The organism is Paraburkholderia sp. RCC_158 (assembly GCF_041355255.1).
GTDB classification, from domain to species: Bacteria; Pseudomonadota; Gammaproteobacteria; order Burkholderiales; family Burkholderiaceae; genus Paraburkholderia; species Paraburkholderia graminis.
Genome location: NZ_JBFUPM010000002.1, coordinates 186,531 through 200,158 on the forward strand (window position 1 = coordinate 186,531; position 13,628 = coordinate 200,158).

Annotated in this window: 12 protein-coding genes; 3 read left to right on the forward strand and 9 right to left on the reverse strand. The window is 66.1% G+C overall.

Going from position 1 to position 13,628, the window contains the following annotated elements:
- Positions 1-7: 7 nt before the first annotated feature.
- The 4 genes from AB6809_RS05235 to AB6809_RS05250 all read right to left on the reverse strand — a co-directional run bounded on the left by AB6809_RS05235 (position 8) and on the right by AB6809_RS05250 (position 5,188).
- Complete coding sequence (locus AB6809_RS05235) at positions 8-1,624, reverse strand: phospholipase D family protein (protein WP_371026160.1); 1,617 nt, start codon at positions 1,622-1,624, stop codon at positions 8-10.
- Positions 1,625-1,784: 160 nt separating this feature from the next.
- Positions 1,785-2,744: a bile acid:sodium symporter family protein gene (locus AB6809_RS05240; RefSeq protein WP_029967821.1), complete on the reverse strand. Its 960-nt coding sequence runs from the start codon at positions 2,742-2,744 to the stop codon at positions 1,785-1,787.
- 500 nt (positions 2,745-3,244) lie between these two features.
- A complete protein-coding gene (locus tag AB6809_RS05245; RefSeq protein WP_029967820.1) occupies positions 3,245-4,654 on the reverse strand; it encodes an MATE family efflux transporter in 1,410 nt (469 codons plus the stop codon).
- Positions 4,655-4,969: 315 nt separating this feature from the next.
- Positions 4,970-5,188 (reverse strand): RNA-binding S4 domain-containing protein, encoded by a 219-nt coding sequence (locus tag AB6809_RS05250; protein WP_006052853.1) that lies wholly within the window; start codon positions 5,186-5,188, stop codon positions 4,970-4,972.
- Between the two features lie 344 nt (positions 5,189-5,532).
- Between AB6809_RS05250 and AB6809_RS05255 the strand changes: the two genes are divergently transcribed.
- The 3 genes from AB6809_RS05255 to AB6809_RS05265 all read left to right on the forward strand — a co-directional run bounded on the left by AB6809_RS05255 (position 5,533) and on the right by AB6809_RS05265 (position 8,830).
- On the forward strand, positions 5,533-6,003 hold the full coding sequence (locus tag AB6809_RS05255) for a hypothetical protein (protein WP_029967819.1): 471 nt from the start codon (positions 5,533-5,535) through the stop codon (positions 6,001-6,003).
- Between the two features lie 108 nt (positions 6,004-6,111).
- Complete coding sequence (locus tag AB6809_RS05260; RefSeq protein WP_006052855.1) at positions 6,112-6,393, forward strand: hypothetical protein; 282 nt, start codon at positions 6,112-6,114, stop codon at positions 6,391-6,393.
- A 205-nt stretch (positions 6,394-6,598) separates the two neighbouring features.
- On the forward strand, positions 6,599-8,830 hold the full coding sequence (locus AB6809_RS05265; RefSeq protein WP_035569813.1) for an ATP-dependent helicase: 2,232 nt from the start codon (positions 6,599-6,601) through the stop codon (positions 8,828-8,830).
- A gap of 536 nt (positions 8,831-9,366) precedes the next feature.
- On the opposite strand, the gene AB6809_RS05270 is transcribed toward AB6809_RS05265, so the two are convergent.
- From AB6809_RS05270 to AB6809_RS05290, 5 genes are all read right to left on the reverse strand, one after another.
- The gene (locus AB6809_RS05270) at positions 9,367-10,134 is read right to left on the reverse strand and encodes a DUF4088 family protein (RefSeq protein WP_006052857.1); all 768 of its coding nucleotides are present in this window, start codon (positions 10,132-10,134) and stop codon (positions 9,367-9,369) included.
- A gap of 715 nt (positions 10,135-10,849) precedes the next feature.
- Positions 10,850-11,179 (reverse strand): AzlD domain-containing protein, encoded by a 330-nt coding sequence (locus AB6809_RS05275; protein ID WP_006052858.1) that lies wholly within the window; start codon positions 11,177-11,179, stop codon positions 10,850-10,852.
- Positions 11,176-11,940 (reverse strand): AzlC family ABC transporter permease, encoded by a 765-nt coding sequence (locus AB6809_RS05280; RefSeq protein WP_029967816.1) that lies wholly within the window; start codon positions 11,938-11,940, stop codon positions 11,176-11,178. Before AB6809_RS05280 ends, AB6809_RS05275 begins: the two co-directional genes overlap by 4 nt.
- A gap of 49 nt (positions 11,941-11,989) precedes the next feature.
- A complete protein-coding gene (locus AB6809_RS05285; RefSeq protein WP_006052860.1) occupies positions 11,990-12,820 on the reverse strand; it encodes an AraC family transcriptional regulator in 831 nt (276 codons plus the stop codon).
- Positions 12,821-12,961: 141 nt separating this feature from the next.
- Positions 12,962-13,474 (reverse strand): CreA family protein, encoded by a 513-nt coding sequence (locus AB6809_RS05290; protein WP_029967815.1) that lies wholly within the window; start codon positions 13,472-13,474, stop codon positions 12,962-12,964.
- Positions 13,475-13,628: the final 154 nt, after the last annotated feature.

Here is a 13,628-nt window from a genome sequence, read left to right on the forward strand (position 1 = left end):
TCCGCTTTTAAAGTTCTGCGTTGACCGGCAATAAGGAGAATAGCCCGGTTAGCGCATTCCGGTATAACCCTGCCTGCGGGTCGAAAATATAGGTGCGCCGCACGCCGTTCTCCACATCGGTCCAGACGAGCGGCGACAGCGGCGCGCCGATCGAGCGGAGATAGGCGAGCTGCGCGTCGTCGGCGAGCGTCACGCGATAGCTTTGTTGCGGTTCGATCGCGCGGTCGAAGATGTCAGCCACCTGCGCCGCCAGTTGCGGACTGTGGATCACGAGCGCGAGTTCGGTGTTCAGATTCGCCGAGCGCGGATCGAGGTTCATCGAACCGATGACCAGAATGCGCCGGTCGATCATAAAGGTCTTCGCATGCAGACTCGCGCGCGAACGCGAGCCCGCGAAACCCGCGGCCGGCGTTTCCTGGCGCGGTCGGAACTCATATAGCTCGACGCCCTGCTTGAGCAGCGGCACGCGAAACGGACTGTAGCCGGCTTGCACCGCGACCGCGTCGGTGGCGGCCAGTGAATTCGTCAGGATTGCTACGCGCACGCCGCGCTGCGTCAGTTCGCTGAGCGCCTTGACGCCCGCCTCGTGCGGAACGAAGTAGGGCGACACGATCAGGAAATCCTTGTGCGCGTCCTTGATCAGTTCGCCGAGCCGCTTCAGCGGCGGACTGACGTAGTCCGGCGACGGGTTCTCGATCTTCTCCGGCTCATCCGCCTTGAACTCGGCGTGCGCCCACGTCAGGCCGAGTTGCCTGCTGGAAATCTGCGCGGCGAGCGGCGTTGCATTCAGCGGCTTTGCGTTGTACGGATCGGCGTTGGTGCGCCAGTGCCGGCGAAGATCGTCGCGCGTCTGGTCGAGTTCCTTTGCGTCGAACTTCTGCTTGTTCAGCACACGCAACGGATACGCGAGACTGCTGTTCCAGTAGTCGTCGAAGCTCGCAGAGACATCGGCGGTGATCGGACCGGCGGCGAGCACGTCGATGTCGCGGAACTGCAGCACCTCGCTCGCGCTGAAGTATTCGTCGCCGAGATTGCGGCCGCCGACAATCGCCAACTGGTTGTCCGCGATCATCGCCTTGTTGTGCATGCGGCGCGTGAAGTGGCCGATCTGCGTGAAGAGATTCGTGGTGCGCTCGAACACGCCTTCGCGCGCACTGCCGAACGGATTGAAGACGCGAATCTCGATGTTGCTGTGCGAATTCAGGCCCGCCATGATGCGGTCGATGTCCTTGAAATTCAGGTCGTCGACCAGCATGCGTACGCGCACGCCGTGATCCGCCGCATAGAGCGCCGCGCCGAGCAGCAGCTTGCCGGTGGTGTCCTCGTTGGCGATGTAGTACTGCATGTCGAGCGTTTTGGTCGCCGCGCGGGCGAGCGCGATGCGCATCTGCAACGCGTCGGTGCCGCTCGAGAGCACGCGAAAACCCGACTCGTCCGGATGAGCGGCTTCAAGCGGCGCGAGCGCTGCGCGAAGCGGCGTGTTCTCGGTGGCGGGCAGCGCGTGAGTGACCGGGCGGTCGAACGCGGTGGCGGGCGGCCTCGTCGCGCACGCGGTCAGAAATGCCGATGCGCAACACAGCAGGAAGAAATGTCTCGTAGAACTGATTGCACGCTTGCGCTGCATCGCGGTCTGCTTTTGTTGTGTAGGCAACTGCACGCTCTTTCCCCTTTGTTGTTCAGGCTTTTCGTGCGGCGGCGCAGTGTCTTCACACGCGCCGCCGAGAAAACCATTCTAAGGGGAATCGGGCCGCCGGACTGTTGGCGGCGGCACGAGATGGGCGTGCTTAGACGCGTCCGGGATTCACCGCGCGTTCGTCGTTGGCATGGGTCGAGCCTTTCGCCGGACGCCCTGCCCAGAAGCCCGCGAGCAGCGAGCCCGAGAGGTTGTGCCACACCGAGAACAAGGCGCCCGGCAACGCGGCGATCGGCGTGAAATACAGCTTGCCGAGCGTCGCGGCGAGGCCCGAGTTCTGCATGCCGACTTCGATGGCGAGCGTGCGGCAGACGGCTTCGTCGAAACCGAGCAGACGGCCGCCCCAATAACCGCCGAGCAGACCGATGCCGTTGTGCAGCACGACGCCGAACATCACGACGAGGCCGACGGACGCAATGCTCTTTTGCGTGCCGCCCACCACCGCGCCGATGATCAGCAGAATCGCGACCATCGACACGAGCGGCAGCACGGGTTCCACTTTGCGCACAGTCTTGTTGAACAGATGATTCACCGCGAGGCCGACGACGATCGGCAACGCGACGATCTGCAGGATGCTCATCAGCATGCCGTGCACGTCGACCGCGATTGACGCGTCCACGTACAGGCGCGTGAGGAGCGGCGTCGCAAATACGCCGACCAGCGTGGACAACGCGCTGATCGTTACCGACAGCGCGACGTCGCCGCGCGCGAGATAGATCATCACGTTTGACGCCGTGCCGCTCGCGACGCTGCCGACCAGCACCATGCCCGCCGTCAGGTCGGGCGGCATGCGCAACGCCTTCGCGATCGCCCAGGCGGCAAGCGGCATCACGAGGTAATGCAGCACGATGCCTGCGATCACCGGCGCGGGCCGCGTGAAGACGCGCTGGAAATCGGCGACGGAGAGCGTGACGCCCATCGCCAGCATGATGATGGTCAGGAGGGTGGTGACGTGCGGCGCGATGCCGGAAAACGAAGCCGGCGACGAATAGGCGGCAACCGAAATGAGCACGGCCCAGAGTGGAAAGAGACGGGTGATGCGGGCAAGCATGAGGCGAGGTCCTTGGTTGGGTATTTTTTCGTGAGAAGCGACTCGACTGGCGAAAAGCCAAGTCTCTAGTAATGCGGTATTAAGCGCTATTGGCGCTGCGCGCGGCGATGGTTCTGCGAAGCGGCGGTGCCGTCGCGGATCGAATCGGCCGCGTGCGAGCCGCTTACCCGCAGCGTGTGTGTCACGCCGGTTGCGCTATTGGTCTCTTGCAGGAGAAAGGCAGTGCGTCAGCGGATGGCGGACCTGCCGGCGGCGCGGTCCTTTGTGAGGAGCGCGGCCGCGTTTTCTCGTCGGATGGACGCGGGTTCGCGTCGCTCAGAACGAACGCGCATTTTACCGTTGCCGCGCAAAGGCTGCCGGACGCTTCGTTGCGCGTGCAACGAAAGTAAGCGTTCCGAGAGGCAGCACGAAGTAGCGCCTCGACGCACGAAATTGCCGCTGCCGTCCTCGCGCTTATTTCCGCGCGCTCATTCCCGCAGACCCGCCTGGTCCTGCCGCTTTCACACCGATGCAGCAGGCGGCGCATCCTTCGCCGGCACGCGCCGCAAGCTCAGCTTGTGAAAGCGCAGCGTCATCAGCAGCGCGACGCTCGCGAGCCCGGCCGCGAGTCCCCACCACAAACCGCGCGCGCCGAGTCCGAAGTGAAACGCGAGCGTATAGCCGGTCGGAAAGCCGATCACCCAGTAACCGAAGGCCGCGGCGATCATCGGTATGCGGGTGTCTTTCAGACCGCGCAGGCAACCGGAACCGACTGTCTGCATGCCGTCGACGATTTGAAAAATAGCGGCCACGCCGAGCAGCGAACTCGCGAGCGCGACGGTCGCGGCATTCGCCGGATCGTCGAGATGCAGGTAGAGCCCGACGATCCAGTGCGGCGCCGCGATCAGCACGATGCCCGACAGCGTCATGAAGCCGACGCCGAGCGCGAGCGCGACGAAGCCCGCGTGGCGCGCGGCCAGCGGCTGCCCCGCGCCGGACCAGAAGCCGACGCGCACATTGGCCGCCTGGCCGATCGCGAGCGGCACCATGAAGGCCACCGACGCGACGTTCAGCGCGATCTGGTGCGCGGCCAGTTGCGATTCGCCGAGCAGGCCGACCATCAGGCCGGTCGCGAGAAAGAGCGTCGACTCCACGCCATAAGTGATCGCGACAGGCCAGCCGATGCCGAACAGCTCGCCCATCAGCGGCACGTTGGGGCGCGTTGCGACGACGAAGTGGCGATAGCGCGGCCGCAGGTGCAACAGCGCCATCAGCACGAGCGCGGTCAGCCAGACGGTGATCGACGTCGCGGCGGCCGACCCGAGAAAACCGAGCCGCGGCAGGCCGTACGCGCCGTGAATCAGCCCGTAGTTCAGGACGCCGTTCACGCCGACGCTCACGAGCGATACCCATAGGAGCCGCCGCGCCGCGCCGATCGCCGGCAAAAACGAGCGCATCAGACCGACGCCGATCAGGCTGCCGAGCGCGCCCCAGCGCAGCACCGCCGCATATTCGCCGACGTTGTGCGCGAGCAGCGCGGGCTCGCCGAACGCGAGCAGGATCGGCGTGGCGAACGACAGCAGCGCGAACGCCGGCACCGACAGCAGCACCGACAGCACGAAACCCGTCCAGTAGATGTGCGGCACGCGGCTTTCGTCCTGCGCGCCGCGCGCATGCGAGACGCTCACGCTGACGGACGTCAGCACGCCCTGCAGCAGCGTCACCACGACGAAGAAGAGATTCGCGCCGAGGCCGCCGGCCGCGAGCGCGTCGGGGCCGAGCGAGCCGAGCAGGATGGTGTCGGTGACGGCCATCGCCATTTGCGACAGTTGCGCGATCGCGAGCGGCGCGGCGAGCCGCGCGGTGTCGGCGGCGTGGCGCGAGAAAGTCGGCGGCGGGGCGGCGGACCGGGTGAAGCCGGATTGAGTCATTGAGCGTGCGTATTGGGCGGATCGGGACAGCGCGTTGGACGACAGCGGCATTAGCTTGCGGACGGCGCGGCTTACGCACGGCGTAGCGGCCGGCGCACGAGGCGCCCGCAAGCGGCGGACGCGGCGGCGGCTAAAAGTTCGCGCTCTCCTGCGATGGCGCGTGCAGCCATGAATCCGAAGCCGACGACCTCGGCCCATGCGCGTGTCTGGCAAAACCAACAGCTTATTGTGTGGCCGCTGAACTGTCGATGGAGAACGCACGTTTTTGGTGCGCGAGCCGGCTGCGGAATCTCGTGGTCCGGCGCAGCGCCCGCGTCACGCCTCGTGGACGGCGATTCGCGTGTCGCCGAGCAGCACCACCTGACCCGCGCGGATCTTGCACGTTTTACGCGTTTCGACGCGGCCGTCGACGGTCACCGCGCCGTCGGCGACCATCAGTTTGGCCTGGCCGCCGCTGTCCGCGAGTCCCGTAATCTTCAGCAGATTGTGGAGTTCGACGTAGTCGCCAGTGAGCGTGAAATCGAGGTTGGGCATGGGCGTTGCACCTTCAGGCGAGGGGTTCGCATCATAAGCCACAAGCTTGCCCTGAAGAAGGCGCGCTGTGTTTGCCAGTGCGTTTGCCCGCGTCATTGCGGATGCCGGCCGCGCGTCGGCGAGCGCATCGCAAGCAAATGCAAGTAGATGTTATGCGCTTGTCAGAAAGTGAAACGTCGCGTAACACCGGTCGCCACGAAACGACTTCACTCGTAAAGTGGGTCTCAGCAGCAAAGCTTGCCGAAAATTTGTTCGGCTGTGAGCAGACCGGGAGGCGTCCTGCAAAGCGCCGCCGACGCGGCGCCGGACGGCTCACATCACGACAACCTGAAGAGGAAATCGCCATGACCCAGATTCGTACGCTACTGATCGGTACCGCCATGACCGCCTTTGCCGCCACCGCGGCTGTGGCGCAGACCAGCCAACCCGTTCAGCCGATCCAGCCGGCCGCGGGCGTGAATACGCAAGCGCAACTTCAGGCACAGACGCCGGGCGCCGATGTCGCGCCGGCAGCGCAGGGCGTGCAGCCGGTCACGCCGCCGCCGACGCGTCTGACGGCGCCGGGCTCGGCCGATCCGCTCGTCCAGAAGCGCGAAGCGAACGCGAAGGCGAGCGCGGAATACCGCGCGTCGAAGAAGGCATCGAAGGCCGAGTTGAAGCAGCAGCAGAAGGCCGCGAAGTCCGAGTACACGGAGCAGGTGCGCGACGCGAAGATCAACATGAAGGCGGACAAGCAGGCCGCCAGCAACGAAATGAAGATGAACATGCAGGGCCAGGCCGGCGCGCAGACCGACGGCGGCGAGGTCAAGCATTAATCGCCGGTCGCGTCGGGGCGCGATGCGCCCGGCACGTCGGACTTGCGCCCGGGCGCGACGCGCTCTCGCCCGGGCCCATGAGATTTAGATTTGGCAAGGAGGTATCGCATGAACAGCACTCAATCTACGAAGTCGATGAAATCCGCCGCTGGCCGGCTTTGCGCGCTGATGATCGCGGGCTGCCTGTCGTCGGTGGCTTTCGCCCAGGCTAGCGATCCGGCCGCCGCCCCGGTCACGCACGCCGACAAGAAGGCGGCGAAGGAGCAGTCGAAGGCGGACAAGAAGGCGGCTGTCGCGCAAGCCAAGGCCAACAAGGAAAAGACTGAGGCGCAAGCCGACGCCGATAAGGCTAATGCCGAGGCCAATTTGAAGGATGCCAAGAAGCAGTAGGGTTCTGGCTCTCGGCGCGATGAAGGAGCCGGAAGGCTTGCTGGTCTATGACGGCCCGTTCAGCGTGAAGCGAACGGGCCGTTGTGTTTTCTGGCTCGGGCTTGCTGGCTGCCGACGCCATACGGCGCCACGCGTCCCGCGCTGAGTCTGCCTACAACGCCCGCGGCCGTCCGCGAAAAAAAGGGCGCTTGTGCGCCAGGGTTGTATGGATATACAGTATGCGTCGCCTTCCCGATCCATTCAACGCCTGCCAAAAAACGTGCTTTCCGTCGCCGAATCTCCGCCGCCATCCGACGCCGCCGCCTGGCTCGCGAAGCTCAACGACGCGCAGCGCGAGGCCGTCGAATACGGCGCGGATACGCCGCACGCACCGCCCGGCGCGTTACTGGTGATCGCGGGCGCGGGTTCCGGCAAGACCAACACGCTCGCGCATCGCGTCGCGAATCTGATGGTGAAAGGCGCCGATCCCCGGCGGATTCTGCTGCTCACGTTCTCGCGCCGCGCGGCGCTCGAAATGACCCGCCGCGTCACGCGCATCGCCACCGCCGCGCTCGGTACGCGCGCCGCGCTCGCGCAAGGGCTGACGTGGGCGGGCACCTTCCATAGCGTCGGCGCGCGGCTGTTGCGCGAATATGCCGAGCTGATCGGCCTTGCGCCGGCCTTCACGATCAACGACCGTGAGGATTCCGCCGACCTGATGAACCTGGTGCGCCATGAACTCGGGCTGTCGGCGAAAGAACGGCGCTTTCCGGCCAAGAGCACCTGCTTCGCGATCTATTCGCGCGTGGTGAACACGGGCGCGTCGCTCGGCCAGGTTCTGGACAGCGCGTTTCCGTGGTGCCGCGAATGGGAGGCGGATTTGCGCATGCTGTTCGCCGCTTATGTCGACGCCAAACAGAAGCAAAGCGTGCTCGATTACGACGATCTGCTGCTCTACTGGTCGCACATGGCCGCCGAGCCGGCCATTGCCGCGGATCTGTCGGTGCGCTTCGATCATGTGCTCGTCGACGAGTATCAGGACACCAACCGCCTGCAGGCGTCCATCCTGCTCGCGCTGAAGCCCGACGGCCGCGGCCTGACCGTGGTCGGCGACGACGCCCAGTCGATCTACTCGTTTCGCGGCGCGACCGTGCGCAACATTCTCGACTTTCCGGCGCAATTTGATCCGCCCGCCACGCAGATCACGCTCGAGCGCAATTACCGTTCGACGCAGCCGATTCTCGCCGCGTCCAATGCCGTGATCGAACTGGCCAGCGAGCGCTACACGAAGAACTTGTGGACCGATAAGGCATCGGCGCAACGCCCGCGTCTCGTGACCGTCGCCGACGAGGCCGACCAGGCGCGCTACGTCGTCGAACAGGTGCTCGAAGCGCGCGAGCAAGGCATGAAGCTGAAATCGCAGGCGGTGCTGTTTCGCGCCGCGCATCACAGCGCCGCGCTCGAGATCGAACTCACGCGGCGCAACATCCCGTTCGTCAAGTTCGGCGGACTCAAGTTTCTCGATTCGGTGCATGTGAAGGACGTGCTTGCCGTGCTGCGCTGGGCCGAGAATCCGCGCGATCGCGTGGCCGGTTTCCGCGTCGTGCAACTGCTGCCGGGCGTCGGGCCGGCCACCGCCGCCAAGGTGCTGGACGAGATCGTCGCTCGTGCCGGCGCCGGCGCCGGCGCCGGTGTCGCTGTCGGCAATCCGGCCGGGACTGTGGCCGAGAGTCTGGCCAACTCGGCGGCCAACGCGCTCGCGGCGTTCGCGCCGCCGCCCCGCGCGCAGGAGGACTGGCATCCGTTCGTCAGGCTGATGTCGAGCGTGTACGGGCGGCAGACGCCGTGGCCCGCCGAGTTCGAGATGGTGCGGCGCTGGTACGAGCCGCACCTCGCGCGCAATCACGAAGACGCCGCGATCCGCCATGCCGACGTGCTGCAGATGGAAAGCATCGCGGGCACCTATGCGTCGCGCGAACGCTTTCTGACCGAACTGACGCTCGATCCGCCCGACGCCACCAGCGACGAATCGGGCGTGCCGCTCATCGACGAAGACTATCTGATCCTGTCCACCATCCATTCGGCGAAGGGGCAGGAGTGGCGCAACGTGTTCGTGCTGAATGGCGTCGACGGCTGCATTCCGTCCGACCTCGGCACGGGCAGCGAAGACGAAATCGACGAGGAGCGCCGTCTGCTCTACGTGGCGATGACGCGCGCGAAGGAAGATCTGCATATCGTCGTGCCGCAGCGCTTTTACGTGCACAACCAGACGCATCTCGGCGACCGCCATGTGTGGGCGTCGCGCACGCGCTTCATTCCCGCGCATCTGATGCCCTTGTTCGACGCTTATGCGTGGCCGCGCGTGCCCGTGGCGAGCGCGCCGACAGCCGCGGGGCTGGCCGCGGCGGCGCAGGCGAAGATCGAAATCGGGGCGAGGCTTAGGAAGATGTGGGATTGAGAGCCGGTTATAGCCGGTTGCTGGCGGCTTGCCGGAGCAGTCATCGGCGAGACAAGTGGGGTCGGTGCGGCGGGGCGCTAGCGGCGCGGCGGGGGCGAGCAAGGTGACCAGAGGCCGCAGCGCCCCAATGCCCCGGAAGCAGCCACGCGAGGCGGCCACCGCGGCCAAAGACCGCAGCGCCCAAAGGCCACCGCGCCGAAAGGCCACCGCGCCAAGGCCACCGCGCCAAGACCACCGCGCCAAGACCACCGCGCCAAGACCACCGCGCCAAAGACCACAGCGCCAAGACCACCGCGCCAAGACCACCGCGCCAAGACCACCGCGCCAAGACCACAGCGCCAAGACCACAGCGCCAAAGACCACAGCGCCAAAGACCACAGCGCCAAAGACCACAGCGCCAAGACCACAGCGCCAAGACCACAGCGCCAAAGACCACAGCGCCAAAGACCACAGCGCCAAGACCACAGCGCCAAAGACCACAGCGCCACAGACCGCAGCCACAAATTGCCCGGAAAGCGGCTAAGCGCTCACCACGCTCACCGCGACTGACGTTGCTGCTGCTGAGGCGTCGGACGCGGCGGAACGAAAAAGTTGCGCAGCCATGCCGCCATCCGCGAGAACACGTCGTACGGTTCTTCGACGAAAATTTCCGGTTTCAGCAGGCGCAGATATTCCATGATCTGCTGCGCTTCCTGTTTCTGGAACGAGCCGTGCGAAATGCCGAGGCGCAACAGCCCGCGCAGTTCGCCGAGCTTTTCGCGCGCCGTGCTGCCCACGTTCGTTTCGCACGCGACCTTCGCCTCGTACACGCGCTGACGCAACGATTCGACGAGCCGCCATGCCGGCGTCTGCATGACTTCCTCGAGCGCCTGGATGTCCTGCACGGCGCCCTTGATCTGCGCGGCGAGCGGGTCGACCAGCACGGCGTCGCCTTCGGCTTCCTTGACGATGGCCGCCGCCCAGTCGCGGCACTGCTTGGCGAGTTCTTCCGGCGTCCATTCCGAGCGTGCCGCGAAGCCGAAGCCGAACTCGCCGGCCTGCTGCATCAGAATCGCGACGACGTCCGGGAACTCCTTGTCCAGCGTGCGTTTCGCCCATGCATACTGGCCGCCCTGCAACATCCGCTGAACCGCGTGTTCGGTCAGCGGCACCATGTTGTCGAGCAGCTTGGCGCGCAAAAAGTCTTCGAACGACGGCGTCGCGAACTGCGGATCGAGCTTCAGCGATACGCGCAGAAAAGCCTCGAAATCCTTGCGCAGCGTCGCGATGGTCTCGTCTTTGAGCGTGAGGGTGATTTGACCCATGTGTCTATCCCGTTTGGTCCTGCCGCGCGGCCTCGTCGTGTGCTCCGGTCGCAAGCGGACCCGGAGATTCGACGCGCGATGGCCACGCGCTTGATTCCTGCCTGTTGCCGCGTCGTTGGCGGGACGTATCCCGTATCCCGACGAGCGGACCTCGACTGCTTATCGGCGGATTGACGGGAAACTTAAGGGTTTTATCGGGTAGCGCGCGGGCGCTGGAGGCGTCCTTTGGTGGCGGGATGCGGCGAGGATGCTGAGGAGCGGGCGGCGGCGACGGCGGCCAATGCGTCCGGCGAGCGGGACGAGCGGGGGCGTTGGTGGCGGTGGATTATGCATCCGGCGCGCGGACGAGCGGGCGTAGGCGGCGGTGGGCACTGCATCGGGCGAGTGGACGAGCACGCGTAGGCGGCGGGCAATGCGTCGGGCGAGTGGACGAGCGGGCGGCGGCGGCTGACTATGCGTCCGGCGCGCGGACGAGCGGGTGCAGGCGGCGGTGGGCACTGCATCCGGCGAGTGGACGAGCACGCGTAGGCGACGGGCAATGCGTCGGGTGAGCGAACGACCGGGCGTTAGCGGCGGCGGGCAACGCGTCAGGCGAGCAGACGCGCAGGCGTTTGCGGCGGCCGGCCGCCGCAGCCATTGGCAATGCGACGGGCGCAACCGCCACCAGCGCCGCTTCCCACGTGAGTAGGCACTCACCAGGGCGCCGCCCAAGTCACTACCTCAGCACCACGCATTGCCAAACAAAAAACACCGCCAGCCCAATCGCGATGGTGACCAGCGGGCGCCGCGTCAGCGCGCTCGCCGCCACAGCGGCCAGCGCGCCGACCAGTTGCGGATTGCGCCAGGTCAACTCGGCGCCGGCGTCGGCGCCATGCGGCGAGACGGCCATCGGCACGATGATCGCTGTCAGCACGGTCACCGGCACGAAGCCGAGGGCCGTGCGCACCAGCGGCGGAAACACCAGCCGGTCGCCGAGCACGAAGACGGCCGCGCGGATCACCCAGGTGATCAGCGCCATGCCAAGTATCAGGACGACGTAGTTCATCGCGACGCCTCTGCGGAACGGCGCGAGCGCCGCGAACGAAGCCCCGGCGTCGACAGCAGAACGCCGACGACCACGCCCGCGAACACCGCGGCGAGCAGGCCGAGCTTGTACGGCCACGCCTGCCACAGGAAAGCCAGCGTGCCCGCGGTGGCCGCGGCCGCGATGTAACGCAGCGCGACCAACTGAGGCACGACGATCGCGATAAACGTCGCGACCATCGCGAAGTCGAGCCCGAGCGATTGCAGGCCCGGAAACGCCGCGCCGAACAGCAGACCGGCGATCGTCCAGCACTGCCAGTTCAGATACATCGCGAGACCCGCGCCGAAGAAGTAGTGCGGTCCAACGGTGCCCGGCTCACGGTGGCGATAGTGCTCCCAGGCGACCGCGAAGACCTCGTCGGTGAGAAGCGCGCCGAGCGCCCAGCGCCAGCGCGCGGGCAGATGCGCGACATGCGGCGCGAGCGTCGCGCTGTACAGCACGTGCCGCAGATTGACGACGAGCGTCGTCGCCCAGATCACGGCAAAACTCGCGTGACCGGCGATCAGCCCGAGCGCAATGAACTGCGCGGAGCCGGCGAATACGACGAGCGACATCAACTGGCCGTGCCACAACTGCAGCGGGCCGGACGCGACGAGCGTGCCGTAAATGACACCGAAGGGCGCTGCGCCGATCATCATCGGGATGATGTCGCGTGCGCCGGCGGTGAATTCCTTGAGATGGTTCGAGCGGGTCAAGACTTGCCTCCTTGAGCCGGGAAGCATAGCGGGCGAGGCGCGGCCGCACTTGTACGTTCTTGCGGACGAGCGATCGTCACGCTCCCTGCCAGCGTCCGGGCGGCACGCCGAACATGCGCCGGAAGTGCCGCGTGAAATGGCTCTGGTCGGTAAAGCCGCTGGCGGCGGCTACATCGGTGACGGGAACGCCCGCGCGCAGCGGCGCAAGCGCGCGTTGCAGCCGCACCTGGTTGCGCCACGCGTGAGGCGGGAGGCCAGTCGCGCGGTTAAAGAGCCGCGCCGCGTGAAACGGCGAGAGCCCCGCGGCCTGCGCGAGTTCGGCGAGCGTAACCGGTTCGAGAAGATCGCCTGTCAGACGCTCTTTCATCGTCGCGACGCGGGCGTCGTCGGCGGCAACGCGCGAGGGTTCCGGCTGTGTCTGCGCGTAGCGCACGAGCAAGGTGGACAGCGCGTCGAGCATCGCGGCTTCCGCGGCGAGCGCGTCGGCGCCGTCTTCGAGCAGACGATGCGCGTTCGCGAGCCGCGCGGCGAGATCAGGATCGCGGATCACGCCGGGCGTGAACCACGGCAGCGGCTGCGGCTTGCCGGCGACTTCGTCGGCGAGTTCGTGGATGAACTGCACGGGCGCATACATCACGCGATACCGCCAGCCGGCCTCCACCGCCTTCGAGCCCGTGTGCAACTCGCCGGGGTTGATGATCGGCACGCCGCCCGCTTCGGCAACGTAGTCCGAGCCGCGATACCGGTAGCCTTCCGCGCCCGCGACGATCACCGGGATCGTGTACGCGTCGTGCCAATGCGGCGCGAATTCGTGATCGTGATATTCGGCCGTGAGCAGGTCCGCGCCGGGCAGAAGCGGCGTGCGCCAGTAACGGGCGGAGTTGCGAAAACGATGGGCGGCGGTCATGGCATGGCTTTCATTCAGCCACTCAGTTTAGCGCGGGCAAGCGGTCGGCGGCATGCGCCTTCCGGCTATGCGCATGCTGCACTTTTTCGTAGGACGCTGGTTATGTGCTGCTATGTCGCGCGTTGTCTCGCCGCTGCGGGCTCACTTGAGCGGAATGGTCGTGCCGGCCGGCATGGGCACGGCGCTCACGCTGTTTTTCGCGCTGCCGCTCACCACGCGGTCGCTGTACGTGAGATAGACGAGCGCGTTGCGTTTGGTGTCGACCACGCGCACGACATGCAGTGCCTTGAAGATCAGCGACATGCTGACGGAGAACACATCGGCTTGCTGCTTGAGCGGTCCGCTGAAATGGATCGCACCAACCTGGCGGCAGGCGATGGACGCCTCCGTGGGATCTTCGGCGATGCCGAGCGTGCCCTTGACGCCGCCCGTCCGCGCGCGCGATACGTAGCAGGTCACACCTTGCACGAGAGGATCGTCATAAGCCTCGACGACCACGCGATCCGAGCCGGTGATGCGAAAGTTCGTATTGACGCTGCCGACTTCCTCGGCGTGCGCAAACGGCATGAGCACGGTGAAGGCCAGTGCAAACGCAGCTGTAAGTGCGACCGCAAACGCGGCCGCAGGCGCGGTGCGCAACGAGATGAATTTCATGAGATTGCCGACTGATGACAGGGTTCGTTGGGCAGCGCGGTGATGCGCTGCGAAGCCGTCATCGTATACCGCCGCGTCGTTCGCGCGACGATGGATGGCCAAAGCCATCGGCAAAACAAAAAGGCCCGCACGGATGCGGGCCTTCGAATTTTGG

What these genes read in the sequence shown, in the direction of transcription:
- AB6809_RS05235 (WP_371026160.1), bottom strand. Translation starts at nt 1,624, where the DNA reads ATGCAGCGCAAGCGTGCAATCAGTTCTACGAGACATTTCTTCCTGCTG.
- AB6809_RS05240 (WP_029967821.1), bottom strand. Translation starts at nt 2,744, where the DNA reads ATGCTTGCCCGCATCACCCGTCTCTTTCCACTCTGGGCCGTGCTCATT.
- AB6809_RS05245 (WP_029967820.1), bottom strand. Translation starts at nt 4,654, where the DNA reads ATGACTCAATCCGGCTTCACCCGGTCCGCCGCCCCGCCGCCGACTTTC.
- AB6809_RS05250 (WP_006052853.1), bottom strand. Translation starts at nt 5,188, where the DNA reads ATGCCCAACCTCGATTTCACGCTCACTGGCGACTACGTCGAACTCCAC.
- AB6809_RS05255 (WP_029967819.1), top strand. Translation starts at nt 5,533, where the DNA reads ATGACCCAGATTCGTACGCTACTGATCGGTACCGCCATGACCGCCTTT.
- AB6809_RS05260 (WP_006052855.1), top strand. Translation starts at nt 6,112, where the DNA reads ATGAACAGCACTCAATCTACGAAGTCGATGAAATCCGCCGCTGGCCGG.
- AB6809_RS05265 (WP_035569813.1), top strand. Translation starts at nt 6,599, where the DNA reads ATGGATATACAGTATGCGTCGCCTTCCCGATCCATTCAACGCCTGCCA.
- AB6809_RS05270 (WP_006052857.1), bottom strand. Translation starts at nt 10,134, where the DNA reads ATGGGTCAAATCACCCTCACGCTCAAAGACGAGACCATCGCGACGCTG.
- AB6809_RS05275 (WP_006052858.1), bottom strand. Translation starts at nt 11,179, where the DNA reads ATGAACTACGTCGTCCTGATACTTGGCATGGCGCTGATCACCTGGGTG.
- AB6809_RS05280 (WP_029967816.1), bottom strand. Translation starts at nt 11,940, where the DNA reads ATGCTTCCCGGCTCAAGGAGGCAAGTCTTGACCCGCTCGAACCATCTC.
- AB6809_RS05285 (WP_006052860.1), bottom strand. Translation starts at nt 12,820, where the DNA reads ATGACCGCCGCCCATCGTTTTCGCAACTCCGCCCGTTACTGGCGCACG.
- AB6809_RS05290 (WP_029967815.1), bottom strand. Translation starts at nt 13,474, where the DNA reads ATGAAATTCATCTCGTTGCGCACCGCGCCTGCGGCCGCGTTTGCGGTC.